At 44.7% G+C, this 16,705-nt stretch carries 13 protein-coding genes; 6 read left to right on the forward strand and 7 right to left on the reverse strand.

What is annotated here, in order from left to right; genetic code table 11:
• The coding region (trmD, locus tag HXY43_RS02800) for a tRNA (guanosine(37)-N1)-methyltransferase TrmD (protein ID WP_290879744.1) at positions 1 to 699 on the reverse strand (699 nt) is incomplete at its 3' end.
• Between the two features lie 545 nt (positions 700 to 1,244).
• On the opposite strand from trmD, the gene HXY43_RS02805 reads away from it, so the two are divergent.
• Together HXY43_RS02805 and cphA are read left to right on the forward strand one after the other, a co-directional pair.
• The gene (locus HXY43_RS02805; RefSeq protein ID WP_026736602.1) at positions 1,245 to 2,108 is read left to right on the forward strand and encodes a cyanophycinase; all 864 of its coding nucleotides are present in this window, start codon (positions 1,245 to 1,247) and stop codon (positions 2,106 to 2,108) included.
• A gap of 172 nt (positions 2,109 to 2,280) precedes the next feature.
• The gene (cphA, locus tag HXY43_RS02810) at positions 2,281 to 4,983 is read left to right on the forward strand and encodes a cyanophycin synthetase (protein ID WP_290879747.1); all 2,703 of its coding nucleotides are present in this window, start codon (positions 2,281 to 2,283) and stop codon (positions 4,981 to 4,983) included.
• A 69-nt stretch (positions 4,984 to 5,052) separates the two neighbouring features.
• On the opposite strand, the gene tatA is transcribed toward cphA, so the two are convergent.
• Positions 5,053 to 5,235, reverse strand: a complete 183-nt coding sequence (gene tatA, locus HXY43_RS02815; protein ID WP_290879750.1) for a twin-arginine translocase TatA/TatE family subunit — start codon at positions 5,233 to 5,235, stop codon at positions 5,053 to 5,055.
• Positions 5,236 to 5,512: 277 nt separating this feature from the next.
• The gene (locus tag HXY43_RS02820; protein ID WP_290879751.1) at positions 5,513 to 6,910 is read right to left on the reverse strand and encodes a serine/threonine-protein kinase; all 1,398 of its coding nucleotides are present in this window, start codon (positions 6,908 to 6,910) and stop codon (positions 5,513 to 5,515) included.
• Between the two features lie 64 nt (positions 6,911 to 6,974).
• On the opposite strand from HXY43_RS02820, the gene cbiT reads away from it, so the two are divergent.
• From cbiT to dps, 4 genes are all read left to right on the forward strand, one after another.
• Positions 6,975 to 7,577 carry a precorrin-6Y C5,15-methyltransferase subunit CbiT gene (gene cbiT / locus HXY43_RS02825; RefSeq protein WP_026736606.1) on the forward strand — a complete coding sequence of 201 codons (603 nt, stop codon included), beginning with the start codon at positions 6,975 to 6,977 and terminating at the stop codon, positions 7,575 to 7,577.
• Between the two features lie 148 nt (positions 7,578 to 7,725).
• Positions 7,726 to 8,607, forward strand: coding sequence for a phosphatidate cytidylyltransferase (locus tag HXY43_RS02830; RefSeq protein WP_290879755.1), 882 nt, complete (start codon positions 7,726 to 7,728; stop codon positions 8,605 to 8,607).
• 518 nt (positions 8,608 to 9,125) lie between these two features.
• Positions 9,126 to 10,019: a helix-turn-helix domain-containing protein gene (locus tag HXY43_RS02835; RefSeq protein WP_290879757.1), complete on the forward strand. Its 894-nt coding sequence runs from the start codon at positions 9,126 to 9,128 to the stop codon at positions 10,017 to 10,019.
• A gap of 424 nt (positions 10,020 to 10,443) precedes the next feature.
• Positions 10,444 to 10,992, forward strand: a complete 549-nt coding sequence (gene dps, locus HXY43_RS02840) for a DNA starvation/stationary phase protection protein Dps (protein ID WP_290879760.1) — start codon at positions 10,444 to 10,446, stop codon at positions 10,990 to 10,992.
• A gap of 108 nt (positions 10,993 to 11,100) precedes the next feature.
• On the opposite strand, the gene recG is transcribed toward dps, so the two are convergent.
• From recG to rpsB, 4 genes are all read right to left on the reverse strand, one after another.
• A complete protein-coding gene (gene recG, locus HXY43_RS02845) occupies positions 11,101 to 13,596 on the reverse strand; it encodes an ATP-dependent DNA helicase RecG (protein WP_290879763.1) in 2,496 nt (831 codons plus the stop codon).
• A 95-nt stretch (positions 13,597 to 13,691) separates the two neighbouring features.
• Positions 13,692 to 14,618: a hypothetical protein gene (locus HXY43_RS02850; RefSeq protein WP_290879764.1), complete on the reverse strand. Its 927-nt coding sequence runs from the start codon at positions 14,616 to 14,618 to the stop codon at positions 13,692 to 13,694.
• Between the two features lie 261 nt (positions 14,619 to 14,879).
• Positions 14,880 to 15,539: a translation elongation factor Ts gene (tsf, locus tag HXY43_RS02855; RefSeq protein ID WP_026736612.1), complete on the reverse strand. Its 660-nt coding sequence runs from the start codon at positions 15,537 to 15,539 to the stop codon at positions 14,880 to 14,882.
• A 269-nt stretch (positions 15,540 to 15,808) separates the two neighbouring features.
• A complete protein-coding gene (gene rpsB, locus HXY43_RS02860) occupies positions 15,809 to 16,603 on the reverse strand; it encodes a 30S ribosomal protein S2 (protein WP_026736613.1) in 795 nt (264 codons plus the stop codon).
• Positions 16,604 to 16,705: the final 102 nt, after the last annotated feature.

The following is a 16,705-nucleotide window of genomic DNA, read 5'->3' on the forward strand; positions in this document are numbered from 1 at the left end:
CCCTTGTCCCTGCTTCCCCTCTTCCCAAGCTTTCAGCAAATCCGGACGGCGCTGGCGGGTTCTTTTGATTTGTTGTTCCAACCGCCATTTAGCAATTTCGGCATGATTGCCAGATAATAATACGTCTGGAACTTTCCAACCGCGAAAATTTGCCGGACGGGTGTATTGGGGATAGTCCAACAACCCCTCCTCAAAACTTTCTAATGTGAGGGACTCGACTTTGCTAACAGTTCCTGGCAAGAGGCGTACCACACCATTAATTAAAGCCATTGCTGGAATTTCTCCGCCGGTCAGAATAAAATCACCTAAAGATACCTCACGAGTAACTAAATGCAGTACCCGCTCATCTACCCCTTCATAGTGACCGCAAATCACTACTAATTGGTCGTAATTCTCCGCCAGTTCTCGCAACAAAGGTTGATTCATCGTTTGCCCCTGCGGACTCATCAAAATTACCTCTCTTCTGGGCAAAACTGGTAGCGACTCAACAGCGGCAAAAATGGGTTCTGGCTTCATCAGCATTCCCACACCGCCACCATAGGGTTCATCATCGACTTTCCGGTGCTTATCGGTGGTAAAGTCTCGTGGGTTGACCAGATTAACTTGGGCAATCCGTTTTGCTAAGGCTTTACCAAGCAGCCCCGAACCAAGAACAGAGGTAAAACAATCAGGAAACAGCGTAACTATATCAAAACGCACAGTATTTCGTATTGAAGGACACTAATCTTAAATTTGGAATGTTTAGCTTTAAACAAGCTAACGTTGTGCAATACACATATGAGCTTGTTAAAGCGTATCCAAGAGTACTAGAAACATTAGATTCTATAGATCAACAAAAGTTTTTCTAATTACTTAATTTATGTTTAAATATTGTCACATCTAAATTTAAATTAATATTCTGACTAGGTTAACAACTTCCAGGATGCATCAAACCAGCCTCAGAAAAAACTGTGCCAATACCTGCTTCCCTCTCCTAACAACAAAGGAGACAACAGACACAATGCTGGAAATACCAGACGGGTCTTGCGAGTATCCTCCCCCGAACCCCAAGCAATATCTCGCCAATTAAAAAAAATGGGACAGGTGAAAAACAAGGCTTTGGCTAACAGGAACGGCGAAGGACACTCCGCAAGCAACAGGCGCATTGTGCTGCAAGCACTGTCCTTTAAAAGAGGCAAAGCGCGAAAATAATTAGGCTGCTGACCTTGTAATTTTCACCTGAAGTTGTTGACAGGAGAAACACTATGCCGGAATTACAAGCTAAATCTCTGGAAATGAGGACACCCCAAGCAACTAAAACCGCCGTTCTGGTTATCGGAGGCGCAGAAGATAAGGTTCATGGCCGCGAAATTTTGCGGACTTTTTTTGCTCGTGCTGGTGCTAACGACGCCCATATTGCCATTATTCCCTCTGCCTCTCGCGAACCCTCAATCATTGGCGGTCGGTATATTCGGATTTTTGAGGATATGGGTGCCAAAAAGGTTGAGCTTTTGGATATTCGAGAACGGGAGCAGTGTGAATATCGCGATTACCAAGAGTCCTTGGAAGCTTGTACCGGGGTTTTTTTAACAGGAGGCGACCAATTACGACTGTGTGGCGTCCTATCAGACACACCAGCAATGGACATTATCCGACGGCGAGTCAGGATGGGGGAAATGACTTTAGCAGGCACTAGTGCAGGAGCCGCGGTGATGGGGCATCATATGATCGCAGGCGGCGGTAGTGGCGAGTCACCCAACCGTTCCCTAGTGGATATGGCAACTGGTTTGGGATTTATACCCGAGGTGATTGTCGACCAACATTTTAACAATCGTAATCGTATGGGACGCTTGATGAGCGCGATCGCTTCTCATCCCGACCGCCTTGGGATTGGCATTGACGAAGATACCTGCGCCTTGTTTGAACGCGATGGTTGGTTGCAAGTTTTGGGTAAAGGTTCTGTTACAATAGTTGACCCGACTGAAGTTACACACACCAATGAACCTCATGTGGGAGCAACAGAACCTTTAAATCTTCACAACTTACGCCTGCACATCCTTAGTCATGGCGATCGCTTCCACCTTTACCAGCGCACTGTTCTGCCTGTTGTCTACCGAGTCTCCAGCTGACGGAGTTGAGTATCTGGAGTTACACTGAGTTGACCGCCGGATTCTACTTTGCAGCAAAGAGAGTGAGAATAATACGATGTAAGAACAAAAAACTGTTTATCATGAACAGTTTAGCGGTCAATTTCAGTAAGAAACTAGAATTTTGGTTCCGAATCTCCATCTACCTATTCCCATGAGAATCCTCAAAATCCAGACATTACGCGGCCCCAACTACTGGAGCATTCGACGCCACAAGTTAATCGTCATGCGCCTCGATTTAGAAAACCTCGCCGAGACGCCCTCGAATGAGATCCCTGGCTTTTATGAAGGATTAGTTGAGGCTCTGCCGAGTCTGGAGGGTCACTACTGCTCGCCGGGCTGTCGTGGTGGTTTTTTGATGCGAGTACGTGAAGGCACGATGATGGGTCATATCGTGGAACACGTAGCTTTAGAACTGCAAGAATTGGTTGGTATGCACGTTGGCTTCGGTCGCACCCGTGAAACATCTACGCCAGGTATTTACCAAGTAGTCTTCGAGTATCTGAATGAGGAAGCAGGACGCTACGCTGGCAGAGCAGCAGTGCGACTGTGCCAAAGTATTGTCGATCGCGGTCGTTACCCGAAAGCTGAATTAGAGCAAGACTTGCAAGACCTGAAAGACTTATGGCGTGATGCAGGCTTAGGCCCTTCCACAGAGTCAATTATCAAAGAAGCTGAAAAAAGAGGTATCCCCTGGATGCAACTGGGGGCACGCTTCTTGATTCAATTGGGCTATGGCGTTAACCAAAAGCGCATCCAGGCAACGATGACGGATAACACCGGCATCTTGGGAGTAGAACTAGCTTGCGACAAAGAAGCCACTAAGCGCATCCTCGCCAATGCAGGTGTACCAGTACCTAAAGGTACGACGATCAACTTTTTAGATGATTTGGAAGAAGCAATTGAGTACGTTGGTGGCTATCCGATCGTGATCAAGCCTTTAGATGGCAATCACGGACGCGGTATCACCATCGATATCCAAAACTGGGAAGAGGCTGAGGCAGCCTACGATGCAGCTAGACAGGTTTCTCGATCAATAATTGTTGAGCGGTATTACAGAGGACGCGACCATCGGGTATTAGTCGTAGATGGCAAAGTAGTAGCGGTTGCAGAACGGGTACCTGCTCATGTGGTTGGTGATGGCAGATCTACGATCGCCGAATTGATTGAGGAAACCAATAAAGATCCAAATCGTGGTGATGGGCATGATAAAGTCCTCACCAAAATTGAACTTGACCGCACCAGCTACCACCTACTAGAAAGGCAAGGTTACACCCTTGATAGTGTGTTAGATAGAGGAGAAATTTGTTATCTGCGGGCGACGGCAAACTTGAGTACAGGTGGCATTGCCGTAGATCGTACAGACGAAATTCACCCCGAAAACGTTTGGCTGGCACAAAGGGTAGTCAAAATAGTCGGTTTGGATATTGCGGGAATTGATATCGTCACATCGGATATTAGTCGTCCGTTACGAGAAGTTGATGGTGTGATTGTAGAAGTGAACGCTGCTCCTGGATTCCGGATGCACGTTGCCCCCAGTCAAGGCACCCCTCGTAACGTTGCTGGAGCAGTGATTGATATGCTGTTCCCCAACGAACAAGCTAGCCGCATTCCCATCCTGAGTGTGACAGGCACCAACGGCAAAACCACTACTACTCGATTGTTAGCTCATATTTGCAAGCAGACAGGTAAAGTAGTAGGCTATACAACTACAGATGGGACTTATATCGGCGATTACTTAGTAGAAGCAGGAGACAATACAGGCCCCCAAAGTGCCCAGTTGATTTTGCAAGACCCGACGGTAGAAGTAGCAGTGCTAGAAACGGCTCGGGGTGGTATTCTCCGTTCTGGGTTAGCCTTTGAAGCTGCGAATGTAGGCGTAGTATTAAATATTGCTGCCGACCACTTGGGAATTGGTGACATTGATACGCTTGAACAACTGGCACATCTCAAGAGTGTGGTTGCCGAAGCCGTTTATCCTGATGGCTATGCAGTACTTAACGCCGACGATCCGCGCGTGGCAGCGATCGCCGAAAGGACAAAAGCCAATATTGCCTATTTCACCATGAACCCAGATTCGGAATTGGTGCGAAGCCACATCCAAAAGGGAGGAGTAGCAGCAGTATACGAAAATGGCTTTCTGTCAATCCTCAAAGGCGATTGGACGCACCGGATCGAACGGGCAGAAAATATCCCCCTGACGATGGGTGGACGGGCACCATTTATGATTGCCAACGCTTTGGCTGCTTCCTTGGCGGCATTTGTGCAAAACGTCTCCATTGAGCAAATTTGTGCTGGCTTAAATACGTTCCGCGCTTCCGTCAGTCAAACACCAGGACGGATGAACTTATTTAATTTGGGGAACTTCCACGCTTTGGTCGATTATGCCCACAACCCCCATAGCTACGAAGCCTTGGGTTCATTTGTCCGTAATTGGACAAACGGCGAACGTATCGGGGTAGTTGGCGGCCCTGGCGATCGCCGTAACCAAGACTTTATCAGTTTGGGCAAACTAGCAGCAGAGATTTTTGATTGCGTCATCGTCAAAGAAGATGATGATACCCGAGGACGCGCCCGCGGTTCAGCAGCCGATCTAATTATTCAAGGCATCAAGGAAGTAAATCCTAATTACAAATATGAATCGATTCTGGATGAAACAGAAGCGATTAACAAAGCCTTGGATATAGCTCCAGATAACAGTCTAGTGGTCATTTTGCCAGAAAGCATCACCCGTGCCATCAAGTTAATTAAGGCGCGCGGCGTTATTAGAGAAGAAGCACCCCAGCAAAATACCACTACTACAGCTGTAGACTCCCAAATAGGGATTACTTCATCTGTAGTAAATTCACTTCTTTAGTCAAGAGTCCAGAGTCCAGGGTCAATAGTCCATAATCTAGCTAAACCACTATTGACTATTGACTATGGACTATTCACTTGTTTTTTCTTCTTCTGGACTAGTATCGTCACTGTCATTTTTATTTAATTCTTCTTTAAAACCCCGCAAGGTTTTGCCCAGTGCGCTTCCTAATTCGGGGATTTTTTTTGGGCCGAAAATCAAAAGCGCAACAATCGCAATTACACCTACTTCCGTCCATCCCAGTCCAAACATAACTGTCTCCTGTAAAAAACCCTATTTGAATATATTAGGGTGAGCAATGCCCACCTACCCCTGCCAAGGTGTAAGTCTTGGAAATGGATTTTTCTTGGTGTCTTTGTGTCTTTGTGGTGAAAAATAATTTTTGAAACACCCTTCAGGTTCGCCAGTCCCCCATCATGACGGGAACCGCCAAGACGGGGGCTGGTCTCACCAAGACACTAAGACACTAAGAGAAAAATCGTATAACTTCACTTTGAACGATGGTAGATAACCTGAATTTATTTCATGCTTACTCTCGCTGAATTGGCAAACCTAGCCAATTACTTAATTCATTAGCTAGCCATTCAATTTCTAATTCGGATTCCACAAAGCCACCTTTACCACCTAGTTGATACTTCTGCACTCCTACCCAAATTATTAGTTGGGGCGAAATTTCGACTCTGTTACCCTCTAAATCTGTGGTAAAGGTTCTTGGTACGTAAACTAGCTTAGTGATTTCCTGTGTTGGCGCTGGTGGGACACGATTGAATTTCAATCCCAACATTTCCCAAGTTAAGGCTATTTGCTGGCGATCTAAGCGCAATCGGATGCGTTTGAGTAAAGGAGAAAGAACAGAATACACCATTTGCAAGCCAGCACCCCAAAAAGGTAGAGAGAATAAAGCAAAGGGGATATTAGCAGGAAAAGGCGCTGCGAGAGCATTAATTGTCCAAAACAGGATAAAGGAATTCCAGGCGATCGCAAACAAAACCATGAACACCGTCGACCCCTGAAAACCAGCTGGTGGGACGAGAATTTCTAAAGCATCCGTATCTTTTGTCAGTTGGATTTTACTACCAGCTGGTTTAGTCACTGCTAAACCAGTAATATTGTCGCCTGTCTGTAGTTTTTCTAGAGCTTGTAATGCTTGTGCAGCCGAAGTTAAACGCCTTTCTAAACTGGGTTCGATCATCCACCTCAACCAGTTAGTGAAAGCGGGACTAAGATTTGTTGCTTGTTCAAATTGAATGCGAAAGTCTTTTTGGGGTAAATCCGCCGGATGGACTCCTGTCACTAAGTAAATTAAAGTTGCACCTAAACTGTACAAGTCAGAAGCAGGAACGGTGCGACTGCCAAATTGTTCTGGTGGCATATATCCATAGGTTCCCACTACTGTCATTGTCCCGCCTTCGGTAGCCGCCACGGTCTGCACCGAGCCAAAATCTACTAGGTAAACCTGACCAACACTATTACCAGAGCGATCGCTTAACAAAATATTACTAGGCTTAATATCTCGGTGGATGACAGGAGGATTCTGACCGTGCAGGTAGATGAGAATTTCTAATACAGCTTTGGCTATCTCTTTGACTTCTGTTTCTGTAAAACTACGTCCAGCCTTTAAATGTTGTTCCAAAGTTTGGGCTGAAATATAAGTTTGTACCAGAGCAAATCCTTTCAGATTCGGCTTATTTACCTCAAAATAGTCTAAGTAGCGCGGGATTGAGGGATGGGACAAAGATTTTAAAGTTTCGGCTTCCCGTTCAAATAACTTCAGGTGATCCCATTCAAAATCGCTGTCAAAAGTCAGTAACTTGACTACTACCAATTCACCAGTTATCAAATCACGAGCCAACAGCGTCCGTCGCCCAGCCTTTTTACCCAACTGGTGCTGTACTTCGTAGCGTTCGCCTAAAATTTGACTAATCATGATACTTGGTTATGGCGCTACGTTAAAGCCGATATCTTTATTTACTATAACTATATGTAATGGTATGCCTTCTCAACTTTGGCCTTACACTAGTCCTGGTATTCCCGATGATTTATTCGAGCACTTGCCGGGAATTCCTCTGAGTCAACGAGAAATTCGACTGCTTTTGATTGCCCAATTGCGCCTTTTACCTGATACAGTTTTGTGGGACATTGGCGCAGGTACAGGTACTATTCCTGTAGAGGTTGGGCTGTTGTGTCCCCAAGGGCGGATCGTTGCTGTGGAACGGGATGAAGAAGTTGCCAATCTGATCCGCCGTAACTGCGATCGCTTTGAAGTCAAAAATGTTGAAGTCATAGAAGGTAGCGCCCCCGAATGTCTTCACGACCTCAAAGATACACCCCACAGGGTCTGCATTGAAGGCGGACGTCCCATCCAGGAAATTTTACAGGCAGTCTGGCATTATTTGCCACCATCAGGTAGAGTAGTCGCCACAGCTGCTAATCTAGAAAATCTGTATGCTATTTCTCAAAGCTTTGCCCAGTTGCAAGCGAGGAATATTGAAGTCGTGCAGTCTGCTGTCAACCGCCTGGAGACACGCGGTTATTCTCAAACTTTTGCTGCTGTAGACCCGATTTTTATCCTCAGCGGTGAGAAGTTAGACTGAAGCCAAATACCAGTGGCTAGGGACAAATCAATTAAAAATTAAAAATTTTTAATTGATTTGTCCCTCCTTCGGGTTCGCCACTTTCCCATCTCGGCAAAAGCCAAGACGGGAAGTGGTCTCACCAATCCCTAGTCCCTAGTCCCTAATTATGCCTTGGTCTCGAATTTTAAGTGGAATTATTGCGATCGCTGTTGCTCTTTCAGCTACTGTTTTGGGCGGATGGTACTTTACCATCGTGTTTGCCGCGATCATTTTTTTGGGTCAGAAAGAATACTTTAACCTGGTCAGAGCCAAAGGCATAGCTCCCGCTGCTAAAACAACTATGGTTGTCAGTCAAATTCTCCTAGTGATTTGTACGTTGGATGGCAATTTAGCTGATGCTGTCATGCCAGTAGCGGGTACATTTATTTGTTTTTACCTACTGTTTCAGCCAAAAATGGCGACAATTGCGGATATTTCTGCTTCAATCTTGGGGTTATTTTACACTGGTTATTTGCCGAGTTACTGGGTAAGGTTGCGAGCTTTCAATACTACCGCCAGCAACATTCCTTTGGGAGGCTACTGGCCTCCCAGTTGGACAGATTTTCTCGCCAATAGACATCCAGCTTCTTTACCAGACGGTTTGACAGCAACGCTACTGACTTTCTTCTGTATATGGGCAGCAGATATTGGTGCTTATTTTTTTGGTAAATTTTTTGGCAAAACCCCTTTGTCTGACATCAGTCCCAAAAAAACTGTTGAAGGCGCTGTCTTCGGTGTTGGCGCTAGTATTATTGTCGCTTTTGCGATCGCCTACTATTTCAACTGGCCCGAATATCCAATTACCGGTCTGACATTAGGTTTGCTGATTGGTGTTGCTGGTCTTCTAGGCGATCTGACTGAGTCGATGCTCAAACGGGATGCTGGAGTAAAAGATTCAGGACAATTAATTCCCGGTCATGGTGGCATTTTAGATCGTACTGATAGTTATATTTTTACCGCACCATTGGTTTACTATTTTGTCTCTCTCCTATTGCCATTGCTAGTTTAGTCATTAGTCATTAGTCAAGAGTCAAAAGTTAGTGGTTAGTGGTTAGTGGTTAGTAGTTATTTCCAATGCCCAATGCCCAATGCCCAATGCCCTCTCCCACTCTCCCATGTGGTAAGAGTAATGATAGCCATTTCACATCACAAAAGAATATTACACTTGTGTAACCAAACTTAGGAAATATACTCTAGTAACGAAAAAATGGTATCTTTCTCAATTGAAGGAAAAATTCAGTTGCAACTATAGAGAAGTATGTCAATTTCTAAGCTGAATTTTACTCCTATCGCTATTGAGTAGATTGCGCGCCAGCAAAATTGGCTGCTTAATTGCTAGATACTGATAGGTTATGTCTTCAGCCAAGGAATTGTGTACTTAGCCAAACGCTACTCCGTTTTAAGGACAACACTGATACTTTTAGTCGCCAATTGAAGTGAAGTTTGCTAGCAAAACCAATTCATAATCGTACAAACAGGGTTTTTTGCAAAATTGGCAACAACAGCCTAGTGGGAAAGGAGAAAGTGATGCCAGATGAGAAATCCCTAGCCATTGATGTGACTAAAGTGGATGCTCGTAAGCACATTCTCGCCAAACCACCCATATTATCAAGTCACGAGTCAGGCTGGGAAAACCTTGGTTTGGAGTATCACATCCAACCCCCATATGAAAGCCAAGAACATTATGCCACGCATTATACACTTGTGATTAGGCTGAAATGTCAGTTAGGGTTTGAGCGATGGCTAGGTGAATGCCACAAAAGTGAAGACACTATGTTTGGCGACGTAGCGGTAATTCCTCCCTACGTAACTCACAAGGCAGCTACTTCTGAAGAATCTGAATTTATTGCTTTGACGTTAGATTCTAAGCTAGTAGCAAATATAGCCTATGAATCAGTTAATCCAAATGTAGTTGAAATAATACCACACTTTTCCAAACCAGATCCGCTGATTTATCAAATTGGGCTTGCGCTCAAAGCAGCACTGGAATCAAATAGTTTGGGCAGTCGCCTTTATGCTGATTCTATGGCAACGGCGCTGTCAGCTCATTTGTTGCAACATTACTCTGTACCGAAACATTCTCTTCAAGACTATGGTGGAGGATTGCCCAAACACAAACTACAGCGGGTAACTGAATATATAATTGACCATTTGGCTGAAGATTTGTTGCTAGGAGCTATGGCTCAGGAAGTAGGCATGAGTCGATACCACTTTGCTCGTTTATTCAAGCAGTCTACAGGGCTTTCTCCCTACCAGTATGTCATTCACTGCCGAATTGAGCGTGCTAAGATGTTGCTTTTGCAAACTAAACTAAAAATTTCTGAAGTTGCTTCTATGGTAGGTTTTGCCGATCAAAGCCAATTTACACGCCACTTCAAGCGCCTGTTGGGGGTAACACCCAAGGAGATTCGCAAACAGTAGCAATAATCTTCTAAAAAAGCAATAATCATCTATACAGCAACAATCCAGTTTTTATAGCCTTAGATAGAAGAATTTAAAATCCCTATTGGTCTCGGCTAGTGGTGTTCAGCCCTAGCAGCTCCCCCTAGTTTTGCTCACAACGCAGAGCTAGCAGTCTGCTACTCTAAAATTGATGGGTTGGGGAAGTGTAAAGAGTCGGGGAAAAAGGGGACTTCACTCTTTAAGTTTTCCAAATTTCCCCACTCTTTTATTCCACTCTATCTATCTTACCCTCAAAGTTTAGTTTAGTAACCTCTAGGTGTGAGGAGGGGGATCTAAGCTTAAGCAAAAGTCTGAAGGTGCATCTCAACAGATACTTCTGCCAAAAGCGCTGGCTGGGCGTTCTACCACTAGATCTTTTTCATGTCTCTTTTAAGGAGAGTAAATGAACGGTAGTAGCGAGCCTCGCGGTATACGCTCTGATGCGATTGGAATTATTCTACCCTTAGAACTGCGATCGCAAATCATTGATATCCTCAATCAAACGCTGGCAACCACAGTAGATCTGAAGACTCAGATCAAGCAGGCTTATTGGAATGTCGAAGCTCAGAATTCTCATGATATACACGAGCTGTTTGATGAAATTGCCACTGAACTAGATTTGTATATTGATTTGCTTGCACAGCGAGTCACAAATCTTGGAGGTTTAGCAATGGGGACTGCTCGTAATGCAGCTGGGCAATCAATCTTACCTGAATATCCTCTCAATATCATCGAAAGAAAAGACCATATTGCTTCAGTTGCAGAGCGTCTAGCAATATACGGCAATTTACTATGGGAGAACATTGATCGCACAGCTGTACTGGGGGATGCAGATACTGCTTACCTCTATGCAGAAATCTCTATGGTCGTTGATAAGCGTTTGTGGTTCTTGGACACTCATCTTGTCAACTCAGTTATGAATGTGAATCATCAGCTAGCAGAATATAACTGAATCATCTAGGTTATAAGGATGTAGGTGAATGGGGGTGTAGGGGAAATAATTCATTCTTCACTCATCACAGAGTTAGTAACATTTCCTGGTCAATAAGCAGTCGGAATATCATGTCAAAATCGCTCCACCCATTAACCGCTCATACCGATACTTCAATTCTTCTTTCATCAAATACCAACGCTCCAAAGTTGCATCTATTTCTATCACCTTTTCCGCAGCTTGCCGCGCTAGCATTAGCACTTCCTCATCTTCCACTAAACTCGCTAAGGTAAAATCTGGTACACCAGACTGGCGAGTTCCCAGGACTTCACCGGGGCCGCGAAAACGCATATCCATTTCGGAGATAAAAAAGCCATCCTGCGATTGTTCCAATACTTTCAGTCGTTGCTGTGCATCAGGGCTTCTCGAACTGCTCATTAACAGACAGTAGGACTGAGCCGCACCTCTACCGACACGTCCTCGCAGCTGATGTAATTGAGATAAGCCGAATCGCTCTGCATTTTCAATCAGCATGACTGTTGCATTAGGCACATCTACACCAACCTCAACTACTGTAGTAGAAACCAAGATTTGAGTGTCGTTATTGCGAAATTTACTGATTGCGTCGTCTTTTTCAGCAGAACTCATGCGTCCGTGCAGCAGTCCCACTTGAAATTCAGGAAACACGCTTTCCTGTAACTTTTGATGCTCCTCTACTGCCGATCTCACATCTAGTTTTTCCGATTCTTCTACCAAGGGCAAAACTACATAAGCTTGCCGTCCTTGGGCTATTTCCCGGCGGATCAGGTCGTAAGCATGGCTACGTTGTTGACTCGTTAGTGCCGTGGTTTGAATTTTTTGCCGTCCTGGTGGCAATTCATCAATCTGACTCACATCCAAATCCCCGTGAATTGTTAACGCTAGTGTCCGGGGAATGGGCGTAGCTGTCATAGTTAATACATGGGGTTGCTCGCCTTTTTGCTGCAACCGCGCTCGCTGTTCCACCCCAAAGCGGTGCTGTTCGTCAATTACCACTAAACCCAAGCGCTGAAAGTTGACAGGGTCTTGAATCAAGGCATGAGTTCCCACCAATAAGGGCAATTCTCCCGTTTCTAATTGGGCGTGAATTTGTCGTCTTTTGACAGTTTTCGTAGAGCCTGTCAGTAATTCTACTGGTAAATACAGCAGGTTAAACCAGCTAACTAACTTGCGGTAGTGCTGTTCTGCTAAAACTTCTGTGGGAGCCATGAGTGCAGCTTGATACCCTGATTGAATGGCAGCAAGGATGGCAACTACAGCTACAACCGTTTTCCCAGAACCAACATCACCTTGCACTAGGCGATTCATTGGTACTGATTTTTGCAAGTCGTTGAGAATATCATTGATGACTCGTTGCTGGGCATTAGTAAGTTGAAAAGGTAGTATGTCGTAAAATTTTTCCAGTAACTGACCTCTAGGAGCAAGAACAGCGCTGGTTTGTATTTGCCTGGCTTTGTGTTGACGTTGCAGTAAACCCAGTTGCAAATAGAAAAATTCATCAAATACAAGACGACGACGGGCATGTTGGAGAGTGTCGCTATCTGAGGGGAAATGAATGTTGGCGATCGCATCTTTCAATTCCATCAACTCATACTTACCCCGTAAACCACTGGGTAAGGGATCTTTAAGATGAGCCGCAGTAGGCAAAACAGCAATAACTGCCTGTCGCACCAGATCCGCCCCTACTCCCTCCGTTAAGCCATAAACAGGCACCACCCGTCCGATCGTCAACGATTCTATAGTATCGCCTGGATGGGCTAAAACTTCCAATTCTGGGTCTTCCAGCGTTAGACCGTATTTACTTTCTTTCACCAAACCACACGCCGCCACAATACTACCGACTGGATAGCGGCGCTTTAAACTCTCTTGCCAAGCGCGACTGGTATAGCGCGTACCCGCAAAAAAGCGACCAATTTTGATCCGAGCAGTGTTATCTCGTAATACAAGTTCTAAAATTGTCAACTTTTTATTTTTTGGGCTAGTAAAGCAATTGCAACTCTTTACCGTTGCCACTATTGTCACCGTTTCACCAGCCTGTAACTCACGGATACTCACCTGACGCGCATAATCAATATGGTCGCGGGGATAGTAAAAAAGCAAGTCACGCACAGTGTATAAACCAAGACGCGCTAGCTTATCAGCTTTTCTGAGTCCTATTTCTGGTAAATCGCTCAGTTTTTGGTCTAACTTGGGGGCAAGATTGCGACTTACCTCCGTAACGATTTGAGATTTGGGATTTTGGACTTTGGGTTTTGGGAGTGGGGATTTATACTCTTCCCCCACTCCCCCTACTCCCCCTCTCCCACTCTCCTGCTGCTGTTGCAATTGATAAAGATACCTGCGAGTCTCAGTTACTAACTGTTGCCTATCTTCTAGCCCCAGATTTGGATACTTAGCAAATTGAGCCGCTAGTTCTTGCCAGCGACGGCGTTCATCACTTGATAAGCCAATCGGAAATTTGCCGAAAGTTAAGGTGAGAAACTCACTGAAGCGATATTGCCTACCTACCAAGTCCGTAAAGCCTTGTTCTGCTTCTATTGCTAGGGCTTTTTGCAATCGTATCCAGTCTGGTTTGTCAGTGGTCATTAGTCAAGAGTCAAGGGTCAAGAGTCAAGGGTCAAGAGTCAAGGGTCAAGAGTCAATTAACTTTGGACTTTTGACTTTGGACTCTTGACTATTAATTAATCTTCAAACCAACTAGCACGCCATGCTGCTTCAGCTTCGGCAACTGAAAGCTCTCGCTGTTTTTTTTGATAGTCCAACCCAAGTTTATTGAGTTGAGCTAGGATATTGCGAATCTGCTTGCGTTCTGACGATAGTTTGGTATCAGCAAATTCAATTTCTACAAGACGCAAGTTAATAGCCATGATTTGTGTCAGGCTAGATTCTTCTGGCTCCTGTTCATTTTCAATTTCAATTACTAAGTTTAAGAGATTGGGTGGAGCTGGTACTACCTCAGCAGATGCATCTGAGCCAGCTGCTTCTAAAATCGGTTCTGGCAGTTGTTTGGGTAATATCTTGGCTTTTTGTAATAAGAGATTAGTCTCACGAGAAATTTTTCTAAGCGTGCCTTGTGCCGACCTCTCTATGTACTGTTGCCATTTTGCTAGTTCTATCGGGTTTGAAGAGGAGGGAAAGACAGGGTAAGAAGGTGAGAGGGAGAAGTTAGCATTTTCTTCATTTTCTTCATTTTCTTCCCCTTCTTCATTTTTCTGTTCGTCCTCACTTTCTACACCAGCTACCATTAAGGAGGAAATCCCTATAAGGCTCTGGCTCCATTCATCTACGGTGTCACTTTCGACTTGTTTGTGTGACGGTTGTTGTGCATCATTGTTTATAAGAGCTAGTAATTGTTCAGCGGCCTGTTGACCTAACTTGCGAACGGACTGTTGCAAATTTTGCCGCTGACTTAAGCTCAATTTTAGAAAGTTTTCGGAATACCTCTGAGTACATAGATGATAAACCGCCAGAATCAATTGCTGCCGCACGGCTTGCCCTAAGGTAGCTAGATAACTGACATAAGCAGTTTTGAGTTCTTGTGCGATCGCGGCGATCGCCTCTTCTAACACTGCAAGATCCCGCTCAATTCGCTCAATTGGTCTCGCCATATCTTTTCGTTATTGCCCATTGCAACCCAAATGTAATAGTACAAATGTACGTTTACATTTTAGGATAACTGTCCAGAGGAGTTTAGATTTTAGCTTGAATTTGTTGGTTATTGGTGTTTAGTAGTTAGTTGAGAGGAGTACCGTAATACGATGAAAGACAGGTCAGCCTCTTTTGCTTAACCTGTCCTAAAAGTAGTTAAATAGTTATTTCTTGTTAGTTAGTAAAACTACCAACAAACAACTAATAACAAACAACTAAAATTACTTACTACCCATTTGTGCAGCTACTTCATCGGCAAAGTTACTTTCTTTCTTTTCAATGCCTTCGCCTAGAATAAAGCGAACAAAGCGACGAATTTGGATATTTTCACCGAGTTGGGCGATCGCCTGCTTAACCAGTTCTTCTACCGTGATGCTCTGATCGCGAATATAAGGCTGATCCATCAAAGTCATTTCCTTCAGACGCTTTTCAATTCGTCCTTGAACAATTTTTTCTTTGACGTTGTCAGGCTTATTCGCGATATCATCCCGCCCCATTTCTATATCTTTTTCCTTTTGGACGATATTAGGCGGGATGTCTGCTACGTTCACGTACTCTACGTTTGGACAAGCCGCAATTTGCATGGCGACGTTCCGTACCAGAGTTTGAAACTCCTCGCGGCGAGCAACGAAGTCAGTTTCGCAGTTTATTTCAACCAGTACACCGACTCTACCGCCTGTGTGGATATAGCTGCCTACGAGTCCTTCTGCCGCCACCCGATCCGCTTTGGCTCCAGCTTTGGCAATGCCTTTTTTACGCAGCCATTCTTCGGCTTTCGCCATATCGCCATTGTTTTCTTGCAGCGCTTTTTTACAGTCCATCATGCCAGCGCCAGTTTTTTGGCGTAGCTCTTGGACGAGTTTTGCAGATATTTCCGCCATTTTGCCTCAATTCCTACTTAGACTGACACTTGTAATCGCTCTCGGGTTTTGAGTATTTCTATCTTACTAAGGGCTTGGTAATTGGGGATTGGGGATTGGTGATTGGGCAAAAACAAGTCAAAAGCATGCCCAAGGGGCGCAGCGAAGGGTTAAAAGCTAAAAGCAAAAAGAAAGAATTTTTTCTTTTACCTTTTTACTTTTTACTTTTTACTTCTCCAGTCCCCAGTCCCCAGTATCTATTACCCAGTATCTATTACCCATTACCTAATTTATTCTTCCTCTTCTTCATCAGGAATAAACGAGTCAGCGTAATCGCTTTCTTCGTAATCGTAATCTTCCTCAGCGCCCTCGTATTCTTCGTATTCTTCTTCTACATCCAACTGACCATGACGACCTTCATAAATTGCGTCCGCCAATTTGCCGACGATTAGCTTAATCGAACGGATAGCATCGTCATTTGCTGGGATAGGAATATCCACTACATCTGGATCGCAGTTTGTATCCAGCATTGATACAATCGGAATTCCCAGTTTGATACATTCTTGAACTGCGTTGTATTCCCGGCGTTGGTCTACAATCACAACTACATCGGGGACTTTCCGCATAGTTTTAATGCCCCCCAGGTATTTCTGAAGCTTTGCCAACTCGCGGCGTAGCATTGAGGCTTCTTTTTTTGGCAATAAATCAAGAGCGCCGCTTTCTTCCCGGCGTTCTAATTCTTTGAGACGGTCTACCCGCGTTTTGATAGTTGCCCAGTTGGTGAGCATTCCGCCCAACCAGCGCTGGTTAATGTAGTGAGCACCACAACGAGACGCTTCTTGGGCAATAATACCCGCTGCTTGCCGCTTAGTGCCAACAAAAAGGAACTTTTTGCCTTGCTCAGCTTGCGATCGCATATAAGTATATGCTTCTTCCATCAACTGAGCAGTTTGCACCAAGTCAATGATGTGTACTCCGTTGCGGGCGGTGTATATATAAGGAGACATTTTGGGGTTCCACCTGCGGGTCTGATGACCAAAGTGAACCCCTGACTCCATCATTTGAGCCAAAGAAACAACAGCCATTATTTAACTCCTATTCGGGTTCAACCTCCACCCAGGCGTATTTCTATTTCAGAAACACCCGAACTCCTGGATGTGCGAGATTAAAGAACCATACTAGGGTAG

The sequence above is a fragment of the Fischerella sp. genome (assembly GCF_013388695.1).
Classification (GTDB): domain Bacteria; phylum Cyanobacteriota; class Cyanobacteriia; order Cyanobacteriales; family Nostocaceae; genus PCC9605.